18 protein-coding genes and 2 other annotated features (1 of these 20 running past the window's edge) are annotated in these 15,684 nt (G+C 39.0%); of the genes, 1 reads left to right on the plus strand and 17 read right to left on the minus strand.

The genetic code is table 11. From position 1 onward, the window contains the following. On the plus strand, nt 1-494 hold a 494-nt coding region (locus tag DKZ56_RS11265), incomplete at its 5' end, for an ATP-binding protein (protein WP_208650078.1). 89 nt (nt 495-583) lie between these two features. Here the strand turns inward: DKZ56_RS11265 and DKZ56_RS11270 are convergent. The 17 genes from DKZ56_RS11270 to DKZ56_RS11350 form a co-directional block, all read right to left on the minus strand. Next, nucleotides 584-751 carry a hypothetical protein gene (locus tag DKZ56_RS11270; RefSeq protein ID WP_245989433.1) on the minus strand — a complete coding sequence of 56 codons (168 nt, stop codon included), beginning with the start codon at nt 749-751 and terminating at the stop codon, nt 584-586. 410 nt (nt 752-1,161) lie between these two features. Continuing rightward, on the minus strand, nt 1,162-1,452 hold the full coding sequence (rpmA, locus tag DKZ56_RS11275; RefSeq protein ID WP_208652241.1) for a 50S ribosomal protein L27: 291 nt from the start codon (nt 1,450-1,452) through the stop codon (nt 1,162-1,164). Nucleotides 1,453-1,457: 5 nt separating this feature from the next. After that, nucleotides 1,458-1,814: a ribosomal-processing cysteine protease Prp gene (locus DKZ56_RS11280; RefSeq protein ID WP_208650079.1), complete on the minus strand. Its 357-nt coding sequence runs from the start codon at nt 1,812-1,814 to the stop codon at nt 1,458-1,460. A gap of 11 nt (nt 1,815-1,825) precedes the next feature. Further along, entirely contained in the window at nt 1,826-2,134 is a 309-nt protein-coding gene (gene rplU / locus DKZ56_RS11285) for a 50S ribosomal protein L21 (protein ID WP_208650080.1), read from the minus strand. A gap of 11 nt (nt 2,135-2,145) precedes the next feature. Beyond that, nucleotides 2,146-2,222: a sequence feature (ribosomal protein L21 leader region), on the minus strand. A gap of 38 nt (nt 2,223-2,260) precedes the next feature. Beyond that, entirely contained in the window at nt 2,261-2,899 is a 639-nt protein-coding gene (locus DKZ56_RS15585; RefSeq protein WP_245989439.1) for a site-2 protease family protein, read from the minus strand. Further along, nucleotides 2,872-3,435 carry a M23 family metallopeptidase gene (locus DKZ56_RS11295; RefSeq protein WP_208650081.1) on the minus strand — a complete coding sequence of 188 codons (564 nt, stop codon included), beginning with the start codon at nt 3,433-3,435 and terminating at the stop codon, nt 2,872-2,874. Before DKZ56_RS11295 ends, DKZ56_RS15585 begins: the two co-directional genes overlap by 28 nt. A 185-nt stretch (nt 3,436-3,620) precedes the next feature. Further along, the gene (minD, locus tag DKZ56_RS11300; RefSeq protein ID WP_208650082.1) at nt 3,621-4,418 is read right to left on the minus strand and encodes a septum site-determining protein MinD; all 798 of its coding nucleotides are present in this window, start codon (nt 4,416-4,418) and stop codon (nt 3,621-3,623) included. Between the two features lies 1 nt (nt 4,419). Continuing rightward, nucleotides 4,420-5,085, minus strand: a complete 666-nt coding sequence (locus DKZ56_RS11305) for a septum site-determining protein MinC (protein ID WP_208650083.1) — start codon at nt 5,083-5,085, stop codon at nt 4,420-4,422. Between the two features lie 27 nt (nt 5,086-5,112). Further along, nucleotides 5,113-5,640 carry a rod shape-determining protein MreD gene (gene mreD / locus DKZ56_RS11310; protein ID WP_208650084.1) on the minus strand — a complete coding sequence of 176 codons (528 nt, stop codon included), beginning with the start codon at nt 5,638-5,640 and terminating at the stop codon, nt 5,113-5,115. Next, nucleotides 5,640-6,557 carry a rod shape-determining protein MreC gene (gene mreC / locus DKZ56_RS11315; RefSeq protein WP_208650085.1) on the minus strand — a complete coding sequence of 306 codons (918 nt, stop codon included), beginning with the start codon at nt 6,555-6,557 and terminating at the stop codon, nt 5,640-5,642. The genes mreD and mreC overlap by 1 nt, the downstream gene beginning before the upstream one ends. A 12-nt stretch (nt 6,558-6,569) precedes the next feature. Next, nucleotides 6,570-7,589: a rod shape-determining protein gene (locus tag DKZ56_RS11320; protein ID WP_208650086.1), complete on the minus strand. Its 1,020-nt coding sequence runs from the start codon at nt 7,587-7,589 to the stop codon at nt 6,570-6,572. Between the two features lie 353 nt (nt 7,590-7,942). After that, nucleotides 7,943-8,641, minus strand: a complete 699-nt coding sequence (gene radC / locus DKZ56_RS11325; RefSeq protein ID WP_281275656.1) for a RadC family protein — start codon at nt 8,639-8,641, stop codon at nt 7,943-7,945. Nucleotides 8,642-8,653: 12 nt separating this feature from the next. Further along, nucleotides 8,654-9,241, minus strand: coding sequence for a Maf family protein (locus DKZ56_RS11330; RefSeq protein WP_208650087.1), 588 nt, complete (start codon nt 9,239-9,241; stop codon nt 8,654-8,656). A gap of 93 nt (nt 9,242-9,334) precedes the next feature. Continuing rightward, nucleotides 9,335-9,931, minus strand: a complete 597-nt coding sequence (locus DKZ56_RS11335; RefSeq protein ID WP_208650088.1) for a hypothetical protein — start codon at nt 9,929-9,931, stop codon at nt 9,335-9,337. A gap of 164 nt (nt 9,932-10,095) precedes the next feature. Beyond that, nucleotides 10,096-11,358 (minus strand): bifunctional folylpolyglutamate synthase/dihydrofolate synthase, encoded by a 1,263-nt coding sequence (locus tag DKZ56_RS11340; protein WP_208650089.1) that lies wholly within the window; start codon nt 11,356-11,358, stop codon nt 10,096-10,098. Continuing rightward, complete coding sequence (locus tag DKZ56_RS11345) at nt 11,342-12,646, minus strand: bifunctional folylpolyglutamate synthase/dihydrofolate synthase (RefSeq protein ID WP_208650090.1); 1,305 nt, start codon at nt 12,644-12,646, stop codon at nt 11,342-11,344. Before DKZ56_RS11345 ends, DKZ56_RS11340 begins: the two co-directional genes overlap by 17 nt. A gap of 169 nt (nt 12,647-12,815) precedes the next feature. Then, entirely contained in the window at nt 12,816-15,461 is a 2,646-nt protein-coding gene (locus tag DKZ56_RS11350) for a valine--tRNA ligase (RefSeq protein WP_208650091.1), read from the minus strand. A 57-nt stretch (nt 15,462-15,518) separates the two neighbouring features. Further along, nucleotides 15,519-15,684, minus strand: a binding site (T-box leader); it runs 61 nt beyond the window's last position.

Here is a 15,684-nt window from a genome sequence, read left to right on the forward strand (position 1 = left end):
GCATCACAAAAGATTATATTTTAGAAGGTGAGTTTACGAAAAATCAGGAAAACCTTATCTTCTATGGCGGAGTGGGAACCGGTAAAACATTCCTTTCCACTCTCATCGCCCTCAATTTGATGAAAAAACAAGGAAAAAGAGTGAAGTTCTATACGGCCGCCTCCATTGTCAATGCTTTATTGGAGGCCAATGAAAAAGGTGACCTTGGTAAATTTCTCAATCAAATCGAAAAGTTGGATCTCTTGATTCTTGATGAATTGGGCTATATTCCATTGCATAAACAGGGGGCAGAGTTATTATTTCAAGTTATTTCCATGTGTTATGAAACCAAAAGCATCATTGTGACAACCAATTTACCTTTTAGCCAATGGAATAATGTCTTTGGCGATCCCATTTTAACAGAGGCCGTCATTGATCGGCTGATTCATCATTCTCATTTAATCATCTTCAATGGTGAAAGTCACCGATACAAAGACTCAATCTCTCAACGTTAACCATGGAATTTGGCAAGTGTATGTATGCATTTTTAATTGCCATTTCATACATTTTCTACTTGCCAAAAACATTCCAACTATGAAGAAAATTACACTGGAAACAACCAAAACATATCCAGAATTAAAAAAACATTATAAAAAGTCCCTTTATCCGAAGATCCTAGATTTAAAGTTAATATAGCAGCAACAATATATTGAGTTGAAATTAAAATAGCTGAAACGACAAAAAACAATGTTCCTAAAATTTTACGATTCAATATACCAACCCTTTCCTATTTTGTTAATTTTAGTTGACTTTGAAATCCCTTCCGTTAAAGTTAATTGTATACCATTTATTCCAAAAGGAGGATATTATATGAATTTGAAATCTATTTTTTCAACTGTTTTATTGGCTTTTACAGTATTTTTCATCACGTCGTTTAGTGCCTCAGCTTATGACAATAGAACCTGGTTATTCTGGATATTGGAGATTTGATCCAAAAATGAGAAAATCAATAGGTACTTTAAGAAACCTTCTCCACGGACAATTTATGTCAGAAACTTCTGTTACCACAATGTATCCTACCCACCTTAATGGTCAATTAGACGGATGGTTGGTTGCAGTAAAAACTAAATTATAAAAAACAAAAAGGAGTAGCATTCGCTACTCCTCTCAGATTCGTTTAAATTATGCTTCTTTAGCAACAGGGTATACACTTACTTTTTTCTTGTCGCGTCCCATACGTTCGAAACGTACGATGCCGTCAACTTTTGCGTAAAGTGTATCGTCACCACCGCGGCCTACGTTTAAACCTGGGTAAATTTTTGTACCGCGTTGACGGTAAAGAATTGAACCACCAGTTACGAATTGACCATCCGCACGTTTAGCACCAAGGCGTTTTGCTTCAGAGTCACGACCGTTTTTAGTAGAACCTACCCCTTTTTTGGAAGCGAAGAATTGAAGGTCTAATGATAACAAGTATTTCACTGTGTTCCACCTCCTACTTGCTTATACTTGATTTGAATATATTGGCCGTAGTTTTGAACCATCGAATATACTTGTGCAGTCATCACTTGCACAATCAACTGTAATTTCTCATCGATTTGAGAATCTATATCCGTAGGCAAGTCTACTTTTAAGTAGCCTCCGCCCTCTGCTGCCTGTTCGATTTTCGGTTCAATATTTAATAATGCATATATGGCATTGACCGTACCAATGGCGATGGTCGATGCCCCTGCACATACTAAATCTCTTCCCGATTCATCGTATTCAGCATGTCCAGAAAACTCAAAGGCCGATACACGTCGATTTTCATCATGATGAATCGTTACTGTGATCATTCAGCCACCTCTTATGCGTTGATGGACTCGATCACTAATTTTGTATAAGGTTGACGGTGACCTTGTTTACGGCGATAGTTTTTCTTAGCTTTGTATTTGAAAACAGTGATTTTTTTGCCGCGGCCTTCTTTCACTACTTTCGCAGTTACAGTTGCGCCTTCAACAGTTGGAGTACCAACTTTCACTGTTTCGCCGCCAACGAAAAGAACTTTATCGAAAGTTACAGTTTCGTTAGGCTCAACACCTAATTTTTCAACGTAAATTTCTTGTCCAGCTTCAACTTTATACTGTTTGCCACCAGTTTCGATAATAGCGTACATCTTTGCACCTCCTCTAGTCTAAGACTCGCCTGTGGAAAGGTGATCCATGTGATGCTTAAAGACCCTCCCAGAGCGGTTGTAGCACAGGTGCTACATAACATATGAAATGTTATCATACTGGAAGGGTTAAGTCAATCGATTCAATACATATTTTTCAAAAGCAATCCGGTATTTTCGATAGCGCCATTCTTGCACTACTTTCATCCATAAAAAGATGCTTAACACAAATAAAAATAATGTTTGGGGAAGCATTACAAAGGTAATGATGGCTGACAAGGAAATGAGTATGAGTGAAATGGCAAGAAACAACTCGTACATTTTGACCTTTTTTGAAAAGATTAAAATAAGCGAAAACACAATTCTTCCACCGTCCAAAGGCCAAACCGGAATTAAATTAATGAGCAAAAGAATCATTTGAATTTTGATCAACTGCTTGGCCAATATAGGGTCTAAAAAAGAGGCCATCAACATGAAGCAAAAAGTAGCTACGGGACCGCCAAGGCTGATTAGGAGTTGTTTGTGAGGAGATAAAGCATATCCACCCTCCAGTTCAATTTCTCCCCCATACGGCATAATGACGCAGCGCTTCACCTTCACTCCTAACAGCCATGCAACGAGCATATGCCCTAGTTCATGAACTAATAATGAAGATAAAATGAGGGCATAATAACTGACATTACCGTACAAGATTAAACCAAATAACAGAGGCAAAAATAATGGATGAATGGTCATACGCATCATGGCAGCATATGCTCTTTCATCCATGATAATGTCTCTTCTAAATTTAGAATGTTCCCATCCTTTTCAACTTGAATGTATAAATCTCCCGGTTCTTTCTTGCCAATCGTGCTCCCTCTTTCAATAGATGTATACGGAAGCAACGAGAAAGAATCCACATTTCCATATGTCACGGTTGTATCGTCTTCATAATAAACTGAAATCGTTTTCCCCGTATCTTTCGAATATCCCGTGTACACAACGAGACCATGGTCCACTGCTATAATCGGCACGGCTTCATCATAGGTAAACAAATACCCTTTGTAATAAGGTTTAACTTGTACAAAGGTAAGGAGTTCTTGGTTAATAGGCTCTGAAGAAACCGCAATCTTATCCTTTGACTCTCTGCCGAAAATTTCTCTCAGCACATGGCGCATAAATTTTAAGTCTTCAGAGCTATATACGATTTTCTTCACATCCACCGAAATTTTTCCACTTTCTTGAAGATGGCCAGCTGTCAGAACGCTAATGCAAAGAAAAAAGGCTGTAATCCATTTCCATTTTTTCACCATACCCTCATCCATTCCCATTTTTCCTTATTATATGAACGAGATGAAAATACGATTCTATTTGCAGAAAATGAGAATGGACGGAAAACAAAAAAAGACTGCCCAAAGGTTGCGCCGCTTTGTTGATTTCGAATGCAACTCCATCGTCTTGGTCATCAACAAAGTGTCGAATCTTTACACAGCCTTTTCATATGAAACGATTATTTTGAGAAAATTGAAATTAACCGTTTAAATACTCCTTTATGTTCTTCTTCCAGGGTCATTAAAGGCACTGATTCGCCCAAAATTCTTCTAGCAATATTGCGATAACCTAACGAAGCTTTATTATTTGGATCCATGACAATTGGTTCTCCTTTATTGGAAGAAGCAATTACGTCCTCATTATCGACAATGATTCCTAATAAATCAATGGAAAGATGAGTCGTAATTTCATTAATATCCATGCAATCGCCTTGATTGATTAAATCTTTTCGCACTCGGTTAATAATCAGTTTAGGTGGATCCATTTCTTCTTGTTCCAGCAAGCCAATAATACGGTCCGCATCCCGTACAGCTGAAATTTCAGGAGTTGTAACGACAATGGCGCTATCTGCACCGGCTACAGCGTTGCGATATCCTTGTTCAATTCCAGCAGGACAATCGATTAAAACGTATTCAAATTCTCTTTTTAATTCTTCAATTAATGTTTTCATTTGTTCAGGTGTCACTGCATTTTTATCAGTTGTTTGCGCAGCAGGCAATAAAAATAACTTCTCATCAACCCGTTTGTCTTTCACTAACGCTTGATGAATTTTACAGCGCCCTTCAACTACATCCACTAAATCATAAATAATTCGATTGTCTAGACCCAGTACGAGATCTAAATTTCGAAGACCGATATCTGTATCCACTAAGCACACTTTTTTTCCTTGAAGTGCCAGAGCTGTCCCTAGGTTCGCTGTTGTTGTTGTTTTACCGACTCCGCCTTTACCTGAAGTTATTACAATAGCTTCCCCCACATTAGCTACCTCCTTTAGTGTTTAATAATGCCCGAATTTTTCGCACTTCCTGTAATCGGTCATATGAAATAATTCCTTCTTTATTTATATATGCAAACAACTGCTCTGCATGTTTTCTGACAATTGGTTTTTCATTCGACATCACTTCAATGACATCTGCTATGTAAACATGGGTCGGTTCGAACCAAGAAGCGGCAATAATTGCTTCCCGATTTCCTCCAACCCCTGCGTGGGCCATTCCTTTTAGTTTTCCTAATACAAAAATATTTCCGCCTGCTTCAATCTTCCCATTTGGATTCACATCGCCGATAACAATTATATCGCCTGGAGCCTGAATAATCTGCCCTGAACGTACAATGCCCACATATGTATCGCATTGCAATTCTTGTTTTTTTGCATCGTTTTCATCCACTGAAATGACATTGCACATGATTTTTGATACGACCATTTTACCAGGGGTTTCAATGATGTTGATAATTTCTTGCTTTTGCTGTTCGAGAAGGTAGCGATAACCTAAATCGAGGGAGACATTGACTTTCCCATCAATCCCACCTTCTGATACTTTCCGCTCAAGTTCTTCCACCAGGTCTCTGTAGGCGCACTGATCATCAAGCCGAAGCACTAATCCTTCTTTTGTCCCCTTCATATGGACAAGCTGTTTTTTCATAAGAGTGACACCTCTCGCTTGATCAAATTAAGACAATTCACGAATCTTTTGCAACACTCTGGCGTCAATTAAATATTTAAATGCCCAACCTAGCATGATTAAGTAGAGCAAATTCGCTAAAATGGAAGGAACTAATCGATTCATGAAAAATTCTATAAAAGGTAAATTTGTAAAATCAATGAAACGGAAGAAGTAGTATAAAACCACTTCCATTAATGCAACAAGCAAAACTGATAAAATCGTAGTAATGCTTAAATGCTGGTGGATGTATTTTACAGACCAACCAGCAATGTAGCATACAAGAGGGTACAACACCGTATATAAACCAATGATATCAATGTAAAACACATCATACAAGAGTCCAAAAATTAAACCGTAAGCAACGGCGCGTTTAGGATTATAATAAATGGATAGAAAAATTAAATAAAGGATAAGAAAACGGGGCACTAAATAAAAGAACTCCCCGTTCCATTCAATTGGTGAGAACAATGCAAATTCGGGCTCCAAAAAAAATAATAAAATTGCTAAAAAGGGTATCATTAATCGAATCCACATTATTCCTCTTCACCCTCACCCGGAATGCCCGTATTATTGGTTAAATCAGCATTTGTTCCATCACCATCAGAACCGTCGATTACCGTTGCACTGCGTTTTGCAATAATCACTTTCTCCAACATTGAAAAATCAGCTGCCGGTTTAATATATGCCATTTTTGTCAAACCAAAATCTTCAGTAGTTACTTCCGTAATTTCACCAATCAGGATGCCTTTCGGGAAGATGCCACCCAGACCGGAAGTTACCACTTTATCGCCTTTATTAATTTCTAAACTGGAATCAATTCGTTTTAATATCAATTCATTACGCTTTTCGTCATAACCTTCAATTAAACCATGTGCGACATTTTTTTTACTTTGAACGACTGCAGAAACGCGGAAATTTGGATTATTCGTATATAATAATTCCACTTCTGAAGTAAAAGGTGTTACTAAGCTAATTTTACCTATCAACCCTTGCGTTGTGATTACAGCCATGTTTTTCTTTACCCCATGGGAAGAACCTTTATTGATGATGATTTTCTCTTCCCATTGGTCGGGATTTCTTGCAATTACCGTTGCCCGAAGCGGTTCATAATCTCTTAAACTCTCTTCATGATCCAAAAGGTCGCGCAATTGTTCGTTTTCGGATTTTAAATTATTTACTTCTACCTGAAGAGCAGCAAAATCCTCCAATCTTGTTTTCAACCGCTGATTTTCTTCATACGTGTTCAGCAAAGATTGGACATTTTCAAAAATATTTGTTATGTAATTGGCTGGCTTAGCCACGATGCTTTGTGCCAAGCCAACCGAATCTTTAATGAATTGTTCGGGGAGAGTTGCATTTTGACGATCGCGTAATGAAAAACTGATCAATGCCACAAGTACAATTGTACCAACTAAAAGTACAATAATTTTTTTATTTGAAAAATGTGGCATTGCTATCCCCCCTTATTTTTTTATCTGCTGAGACCGGATTAAATCGATATGTTCTAAAGCTTTTCCAGTGCCGATTGCTACACAATCTAACGGATTTTCCGCAATAAATACAGGCATTTTTGTTTCATCACTAATTACTTTATCAAGATTTTTCAATAGCGCACCGCCGCCTGTAAGAACAATTCCTCGCTCCATTACGTCTGCAGAAAGTTCAGGCGGAGTTTTTTCAAGGGTTTTCTTCACGCCATCAATAATGGCCGCAATGGATTCTTTTAGAGATTCCGAGATTTCACTCGAAGAAATTTCAATCGTTTTAGGCAAGCCTGTCACTAAATCTCTTCCTCGAATTTCCATCTTTTCATCGACATCATCCACTCGAGCAGTACCGATTTGCATTTTAATCTGTTCTGCTGTTCGTTCCCCAATTGTTAAGTTATATTGTTTTCGAATATAACTGATGATTGCTTGGTCCATTGCGTCCCCAGCAATGCGGACAGACTCGCTTGTCACAATGCCGCCTAAAGAAATAACGGCAACTTCAGTAGTTCCCCCTCCAATGTCAACGACCATGGAACCTGTTGGATCCCAAACCGGAAGATCTGCACCAATGGCAGCTGCAAATGGCTCTTCAATCGTAAACGCTTCTTTTGCCCCAGCTTGGCGAGCTGCATCAATTACCGCCCGCTCCTCAACAGACGTGATGCCAAAAGGTACACAAATCATGACATTTGGCTTTTTCCAATTGGATCCTGAATTTTTTAAAGCTTGTTTTAAATAATATTGAATCATTGCCGTCGTAATATCAAAATCTGCAATTACTCCATCTTTCATCGGCCGTATTGCGACAATGGAGCCTGGTGTACGTCCGATCATATTTTTCGCATCATTACCAACTGCAACGATGTCACCAGTTTTTGTATTTTTTGCTACTACGGATGGTTCACGTAATACAATTCCTTTGCCTTTCACAAATACCAATGTATTGGCTGTACCAAGATCAATACCTACATCTTTATTTCCTAATCCAAACAAATTTTGTACTCCCTTTCTATTTACAGCTTTGTTTCTCTAAGACTGTCCAAAATCATAAATTTTATTATAGCGGATTGTGTCGAAAAATTATAGTATCAAGGGGCGTTTTTCCCATGAATTTCATGCAACCCATACATTTTTCGCATTAATCATTGTATTGCGAAATTGCGCTTGACACAACGAAAAATATATTGTTATTTTTTACAAACTCATTACAAATCCACTTATAATAAGACGATTTTTACGAATGAAAGTTCTTTGAAACATCAACATGATGTAAAAAAAGCCGAAAATCCGAAAAATAAAGGACTTTCGACTTTTTTGGAATGAAGTTTTCACAATTGAAACAAGCATTAAATATATCCTTGCTCTTTTAAACTAAAGTATTGATGATCGCCAATTATAAGATGATCAATCAATTCAATCCCGATGATATACCCAGCTTCTTGCAGCCTTTTTGTCACTTCAATATCCTCTGGACTTGGCGCCGCATTCCCGCTTGGATGGTTATGGGCGCAAATAATGGAAGCAGCTGAACGCTTAATCGCTTCTTTAAAAATTTCACGAGGATGTACGATAGACGAATTCAAGCTTCCAATAAAAATCGTTTGCTTATGAATGACCTGATTTTTCGTATTTAAATATAATGCTACAAAATGTTCCTGCTGCAATGAACTCATTTCAGGCATTAAAAAGGATGCCGCATCTTTCGGAGAACGGACGGCAAAGCGGGAATCTATTTGCTTTTGGGAAAGCCTCCTTCCCAGTTCAATCGCTGCCAAAAGCTGAACTGCCTTTGCTTGTCCAATCCCTTTAATGGACATGATTTCTTCTAATGTGGCGTATTTTAATTCATGCAATTTTTCAAAATACGTGAGGACCCGATTGGCAAGGGAGAGGACCGATTCCTGCTTCGTTCCGGTTCTGAGCAGAATCGCAATGAGCTCTACGTTTGATAAACTTTGTGGCCCTTGTTTAATAAGCCTTTCCCTTGGACGATCATCGATATGGATATCACGAATCATCAATTCAGAAAAAGTGCCGATGGACATCCAATAACCTCCCTAAAATTCGATAATTTTCAATTCCACCAGTTTTTCAAACAGCGATGCAATCGGCAGACCAACAACGGTATTGTAGTCTCCCTCGATTCGGTCGATAAATAAAGCCCCGCCCGTTTGGATTCCGTAGCCACCAGCTTTATCAAAAGGGTCTTTCGTTTCCACATATTTTTCAATTAATGGTTTAGGGAGGTATTTAAAATAAACATCTGTCACTTCCACAAAAGATTCCACTTGGCGATCTTTAGTCATAATTGCTACAGCAGTCATCACTTGATGGCGATTGGATGAAAGTTTCTCTAAATGAGCAATCGCCTCTTCCTTTGTTTTCGGTTTGTGGAGAAGCTCATTATTGAATACTACAATAGTATCTGCACCAATAACCGTTTTTCCGGGGCAAAGGGAGGCTACATCTTTAGTTTTTAATAATGCCACTTTTTGAACGTAGTCTTTAAAATCCGTTGCCTGTACAGAAGTTTCTTCCACACTGCTTGTGATGACTTCGAATGGGACGCCCAACTTTGAAAATAATTCTTTTCTTCTTGGTGAGGCTGAAGCTAAAACGAGTTGATGTGTTGTTCTAAATTTCATTTCCATTCCTCCTATACATAATATAGCCGAGGAATGGCATTTTGAAAAATTTATCGAAGGAATAAAATTTTACAAATCGCCCGTTTTTATCGTTTAAAATTCGATTTTCAAACACTCATTTTCCGTAAAATAATGGGCTAATAAATGCATGCGAATAACTGATAAATCGCTTGAAATGCTTGATAATGCAATGTTGATGGTCTCCCAATCCGGAGGCAAATTTTCCTGTTTTTCACCCTTTTCAAAATGAAAATTTGAAGGATCTTCACTTTTCAACAAGGAAGGGATTTTTTTTAATGCCGGATCTGAACAGCCTGCTGCAATTAACTTAAAAGGTTTGACAAAGGATGGAGGATCTTCTGATGGAACGATTCCTTCTTTTGTAGTCGCCACGTTTGACCAAACATAATAACTTCCATCTATTTCAACAACGGCGCTCGTATTTAAACGGGAATTGCCATATACAAACTCCGTAGCCTTTTCAAAGGTGGAAAAAACCCCATACTGATTTGCATAAAACTGCACATAGTCATTCTCTTTTTCTTCTTGCTTTACTTCTGAACTTACAGGAATCAGTTTTTCCGATTTGGCCTCTTCTTTATATGTTGGACTCATAGCATTCAACATAAGAATAAATACGAGAACTCCGACAAATCCCGTCATAGAACCTAATAGAGCTGCCCGTATCATTTCCCTTCGCCCTATGATATGCGGAAATTTCATCAAATCACCCTTTTCTATTGCAATCCACATCATTTTCTTGCCGAACAAAGTCCTTATTATTTCATATGTTTATGTTCCTTTGAAAATGAATATTCAATAAAAAAGGGTATAAAATTTGCCGTCCGACTCTCTTAAAAATCTACTTCTTTCAGCAATTCATTCCGGATTTCTGAAAGCAAATATAAAGACCCTGTCACAATGGTAATGCCATCAAAATAGATGTTTGATTGGATAAATGGAATACAATCTTTTAATATTTCTTTTTTCTTTGCCCTTGAAAGTTGTTGTAAAAATTGAGCATTGGCTGCACGGGGATTTTCAAAATCGACGAAATAAAATTCATCGCTGACCGATTCGAACAGCCTTAGCACCTTTTCAATGTCTTTATCCTTCACCATACCTACAACAAACCGAATAGCTTTGCCTGGAAACTGCTGCTTGATTGTTTCAACTAGTTTTTCAGCACTTGCAGGATTATGGGCTCCATCAAAATAAACGTTCGGAAACACCTGTTCAAAACGGCCGGGCAAACTTGTTTTTTCAATCCCTTGCCGAATCGCTTCCATTTGGACATCGATTTGCAAGTTTTTCGCTGCTTCCAGAAAAGCAGTAATGGCCAATGCCATATTAATTTTTTGATGGTCTCCTGCCATTTTTCTTGATAATCCTTCAATTGTGCATGGCACGCGTGAATTGAAATAGATTTCCTCCGATTCATCCTGTTGAACATAAAAATCTTCTCCATAAATGAATAACGGGGATTTTTCCGAGCGGACCTTCTCTTTCACTACAGATAAAGCCTCCTCTGGCAAAATCCCAACCATTGCCGGCTTGCCAGATTTAATAATCCCTGCTTTATGAAAGGCAATTTCCTCCAACGTATTCCCTAAAATTTGTGTATGTTCTAGGGCAATGCTTGTAATGACCGAAACAAGCGGTGTTACGACATTCGTACTGTCTTCAAGACCTCCTAATCCCGTTTCAAGAAGCACTAAATCGACTTTTTCGTTGTCAAAATGTAGAAAAGCCGCGCAAGTTAACAGCTCAAAATCGGTGAGTAGACCGCTTATCCCTGCATACATCATTTCTTTGAAAAGCTCGTCCATTTCCTTTTCCGTAATCGGTATTCCATTCACTTGAATTTGGTCATGGACATCCACGATGCAGGGAGAAGTAAATTTCCCTACTGAAAGCCCATGGCAAAGGGCAATTTGTTCAAGAAAAGCAACAGTTGAACCCTTTCCATTAGTCCCCGCAACATGGACAACTTGAAGTTTTTTGTGCGGTTCCTGCAGCAAGGCCAACGCTCTTTTCATTCCTTCCAAACCAGGTTTAATAGAAGGGTCGCTCTCCACATTCCATTTTTCTTTATATCGTTCAAAGTTCCGTATCATACGTTTCTTCCTTCTCTTTTAAAAATTTCCGCACTTCTGCAATAAAAAAGATGGAACCGGTAATGACAAGCAATTCATCAGATTGAATTTTTGCGATTTCCCGCTTCACCAACTCTTTCCAATCATCATGGGCTTCTTTATAAGGATGTGAGGAATACTTTGCCAATTCCTCTGCTTTTGCTGCTCTTGGAATGGGAAGTTCCGTAAAATAAATGGCTTTAGCAACCTCATCCAACATAGATATGCTTTCTTTATAGTCTTTATCATTCATTACAGAGTAGATAAACTTATATTTTTTGTGCGGGTATTGTTTCATTAATGTGTGGATTAGAGCTTTTGTACCTTCTGGATTATGGGAACCGTCTAAAACGATTTGTTGTCCAATCCGTTCAAAACGCCCTGGCCAAAAAGCATTTTCTAATGCCCTTTGAATGTTTTTGTCCGTAAAGCGGTCAAACCCGATGCTTCGTAAAATGGTAGCTGCAGTTAAAGCACAGCTCGCATTGGCAATTTGATGGGTTCCCAACATCTTTAACGAAATATTTAACTCTACTTTCCCTAGATGGTATGTAAAACGCTGTTTTCCTTCTTCTGTTTGAATATCTGAAACAAAGAAATCTTCGCCATAGATGAAAAGAGGCGCATTTTGTTCTTCTGCCTCTGTACGTATAATTTCAAGCGCTTCTTCATTCGTTGCAGCAGTGACAACCGGAATATTTCTTTTGATAATTCCTGCCTTCTGATAGGCAATGTCCTTATACGTGTTCCCTAATATGTGGGTATGGTCAAGGGAAACCGTTGTAATGATAGAAATGAGCGGCGTGATGACATTCGTGCAATCAAAACGCCCCCCTATGCCTGCTTCTATGATGGCGATATCTACCTCTTCTTCTTCAAAATACATAAACGCAATGAGCGTCATGATTTCAAAAAAGTTCGGATATTTCCCGTCGAGCTGATCAATGAGGTGAAATAAACGATTTGCAAGGGATAAAAACCGTTCGTCCGGAATTTCCAATCCATTAATGGTAATACGTTCATTTACTCTTTCCAAATGGGGAGATGTAAAAGCTCCTACTTGATATCCAGCTTTTTCGAGCATTTCTTTTAAATAAGTAACCGTTGACCCTTTTCCGTTTGAGCCGGCAATATGGATAAATGGCACCTTTTCATGGGGATTTCCAAGCAAAGGCAACCATTTGTTCATTGCGTCAAAAGGTTCCCCTTTATGTTTTTCTGCCCGTAAACCATACATAAAATTTGTGCATTCTTCGATGGTTGTAAACAAAATATTCCCCTCCTAACTTCCACCTTATTTTACTTCAAATGCAATGGTGTGGCATTAAAAAGTGCATAGGATGATGAAGCAACTTCCTCATTTATGGTTTGTCCAAAGAAAGCAAAATGATAAAAAATTCGCCAAACCGATGTTTCCATCGATTCGGCGAATTGCCTTCTTACATTTGTTTCAGCTCATCTAAGCGTTTTTTCACTGCGTCGTATTTTTCTTGGTAATCTAAAAGTTTTTCCCGCTCTTTTGCAACAAGGGCTTCCGGCGCTTTTTTCACGAAATTCTCGTTGGAAAGCTTGCCGGATACAAGTTTTACTTCTTTTGCCCATTTATCCAACTCTTTTTCAAGGCGGACAATTTCTTCTTCCAAGTTAATGAGTCCTGCAAGCGGCAAGAATAGTTCGGCACCTGTTACAACCGCTGTCATCGATTTTTCAGGAGCTTCGAATTCTACTCCGATGACTAATTGCTCCGGATTGCAGAAACGTTCAATATACGCTTTATTTTCTTCCAAAATGTTTACAGTTTCTGCATCTTTTGCCTTAATGTATAGCGGCACTTTTTTGCTGATAGGCGTATTCACTTCGGCACGGATATTGCGTACGGAACGTATAATGTCCATAAGAAGTTTCATTTGGCTCGATTCTTCTTTGAAATTGAATTCTGGTCTCACCTTTGGCCATTCGGCAACCGTGATGGATTCTCCTTGATGTGGGAGGTGCTGCCAAATTTCTTCAGTGATAAACGGCATCATCGGATGAAGCAAGCGCATTGTATTGTCAAGCACATATGCTAATACAGAACGAGTTGTAAGTTTCGCTGCTTCATCGTCACCGTATAACGGAAGCTTCGCCATTTCAATATACCATGAACAGAAGTCATCCCAAATGAAGTTATATAATTCTCGGCCCACTTCACCAAATTCATAGCGTTCAGCTAAATCAGTTACTTTCTCAATTGTTTCATTTAAGCGAGTTAAAATCCATTTATCGCTGACATTTAAATCGCCTGTTAAATCAATTTCTTCGTATTTTAACCCGTTCATATTCATGAGGGCAAAACGGGATGCATTCCAAATTTTATTGGCAAAGTTCCAGACAGCTTCCACTTTCTCATTTGTATAACGAAGGTCTTGGCCAGGTGAAGAACCTGTTGCTAAGAAGTAGCGCAAGGAGTCTGCACCGTACTGGTCAATGACATCCATTGGGTCAACGCCGTTGCCAAGGGACTTACTCATTTTGCGTCCTTCGCCATCGCGCACCAAACCGTGAATTAGTACATCTTTAAATGGACGTTTGCCGGTGAATTCAATTCCTTGGAAAATCATGCGGGCTACCCAGAAGAAGATGATGTCATAACCTGTTACTAACGTATCTGTTGGGTAATAGCGTTGATACAATTCGTTGTTTGTATCCGGCCAGCCCATTGTAGAGAATGGCCATAAGGCGCTGGAGAACCAAGTATCCAATACATCCGGATCTTGCTTCCAATTTTCCGCATCTTTTGGCGGTTCTTTGCCAACATAAATTTCGCCAGTTTCATTATGATACCATGCAGGAATTTGATGGCCCCACCAAAGCTGACGGGAGATGCACCAGTCGCGAATATTTTCTAACCAATGCAAATACGTATTTTCAAATCTTGGCGGAACAAAATTCACTTTATTGTCTTCTTCTTGCTGCAATTTCAACGCAGCTTCTGCTAATGGTTTCATTTTAACAAACCATTGTTTAGATAAATAAGGTTCCACGATGGCTCCTGTACGCTCAGAGTGGCCAACAGAATGCACATGCTCTTCAATTTTGATTAAGTAGCCTTGTGCTTTTAAATCTTCCACAATTTGTTTGCGGCATTCGAAGCGATCCATTCCTTGATATTTTCCGGCATTTTCATTCATTGTGCCATCTTCATTCATCACTAGAATGCGCTCTAAATTGTGGCGGTTGCCCACTTCAAAGTCGTTCGGGTCATGGGCAGGCGTAATTTTTACAACCCCTGTACCAAATTCCATATCCACATATTCATCGGCTACAATTGGAATTTCACGATTAACAAGCGGTAAAATGACTGTTTTTCCAATATATTGCTTGTAGCGTTCATCCTCTGGGTGAACCGCTACCGCAGTATCTCCAAGCATTGTTTCAGGGCGTGTTGTCGCCACTTCCAAGAAGCCGGAACCGTCCGCAAGCGGATATTTCATATGATAGAAGGCGCCAGGAATTTCTTTATAGATTACTTCAATATCGGATAAAGCCGTTTTTGCTTCCGGGTCCCAGTTAATGATGCGTTCGCCGCGATAGATTAAGCCTTTTTCGTAAAGGCGCACGAACACTTCTTTTACTGCATCGGATAATCCTTCATCCAATGTAAAGCGCTCTTTTGTATAGTCGAGGGAAAGGCCTAATTTTGCCCATTGTTCGCGAATATGGCTTGCATATTCTTCTTTCCATTCCCATGTTTTTTCAAGGAATTTTTCTCGTCCTAAGTCATAGCGGCTAATTCCTTGTTCGCGAAGTTTTGCTTCCACTTTTGCTTGAGTCGCAATTCCCGCATGGTCCATTCCCGGTAGCCAGAAAGCGTCATATCCCTGCATGCGCTTCATGCGGATAATGATATCTTGCAATGTCGTATCCCAAGCATGGCCAAGATGCAGCTTCCCTGTTACATTTGGAGGTGGAATCACAATCGTATAAGGCTTTTTCCCGCTGTTTGGTTGTGCTTCAAAAAATTTTCCTTCCAGCCACCATTTGTAACGACCTTGTTCAACAGACTTCGGATCGTACTTTGTAGGCATTGTCACGTTTTCTGTCATAACTGTTCCTCCTTTAGTTGAATCATATTTTGGCAAAAATAAAAACTCCTTAATCCTAAAAAGGACGAAGGAGTTCTCGCGGTACCACCTTTTTTCCATTTAGACAATCAAACGTCTAAACAGCTCTCATTTCGATAACGGTGTTGAACCGGCTTTTACTACTGGAATTTCATAAAAGCTGCTCCATGGCTACCTTCAAATGGGTGCATGCGGAAACTTCTCA

It is taken from the genome of Ureibacillus thermophilus, assembly GCF_004331915.1.
Classification (GTDB): domain Bacteria; phylum Bacillota; class Bacilli; order Bacillales_A; family Planococcaceae; genus Ureibacillus; species Ureibacillus thermophilus.

Excerpts from the sequence above, each read along its gene's own strand:
- DKZ56_RS15585 (WP_245989439.1), bottom strand. The coding sequence starts at position 2,899 with ATGGATGAAAGAGCATATGCTGCCATGATGCGTATGACCATTCATCCA.
- rplU (WP_208650080.1), bottom strand. The coding sequence starts at position 2,134 with ATGTACGCTATTATCGAAACTGGTGGCAAACAGTATAAAGTTGAAGCT.
- DKZ56_RS11340 (WP_208650089.1), bottom strand. The coding sequence starts at position 11,358 with ATGATACGGAACTTTGAACGATATAAAGAAAAATGGAATGTGGAGAGC.
- mreC (WP_208650085.1), bottom strand. The coding sequence starts at position 6,557 with ATGCCACATTTTTCAAATAAAAAAATTATTGTACTTTTAGTTGGTACA.
- DKZ56_RS11330 (WP_208650087.1), bottom strand. The coding sequence starts at position 9,241 with ATGAAATTTAGAACAACACATCAACTCGTTTTAGCTTCAGCCTCACCA.
- DKZ56_RS11335 (WP_208650088.1), bottom strand. The coding sequence starts at position 9,931 with ATGATACGGGCAGCTCTATTAGGTTCTATGACGGGATTTGTCGGAGTT.
- DKZ56_RS11280 (WP_208650079.1), bottom strand. The coding sequence starts at position 1,814 with ATGATCACAGTAACGATTCATCATGATGAAAATCGACGTGTATCGGCC.
- DKZ56_RS11305 (WP_208650083.1), bottom strand. The coding sequence starts at position 5,085 with ATGAAAAAACAGCTTGTCCATATGAAGGGGACAAAAGAAGGATTAGTG.
- DKZ56_RS11350 (WP_208650091.1), bottom strand. The coding sequence starts at position 15,461 with ATGACAGAAAACGTGACAATGCCTACAAAGTACGATCCGAAGTCTGTT.
- mreD (WP_208650084.1), bottom strand. The coding sequence starts at position 5,640 with ATGTGGATTCGATTAATGATACCCTTTTTAGCAATTTTATTATTTTTT.
- radC (WP_281275656.1), bottom strand. The coding sequence starts at position 8,641 with ATGTCCATCGGCACTTTTTCTGAATTGATGATTCGTGATATCCATATC.
- DKZ56_RS11295 (WP_208650081.1), bottom strand. The coding sequence starts at position 3,435 with ATGGATGAGGGTATGGTGAAAAAATGGAAATGGATTACAGCCTTTTTT.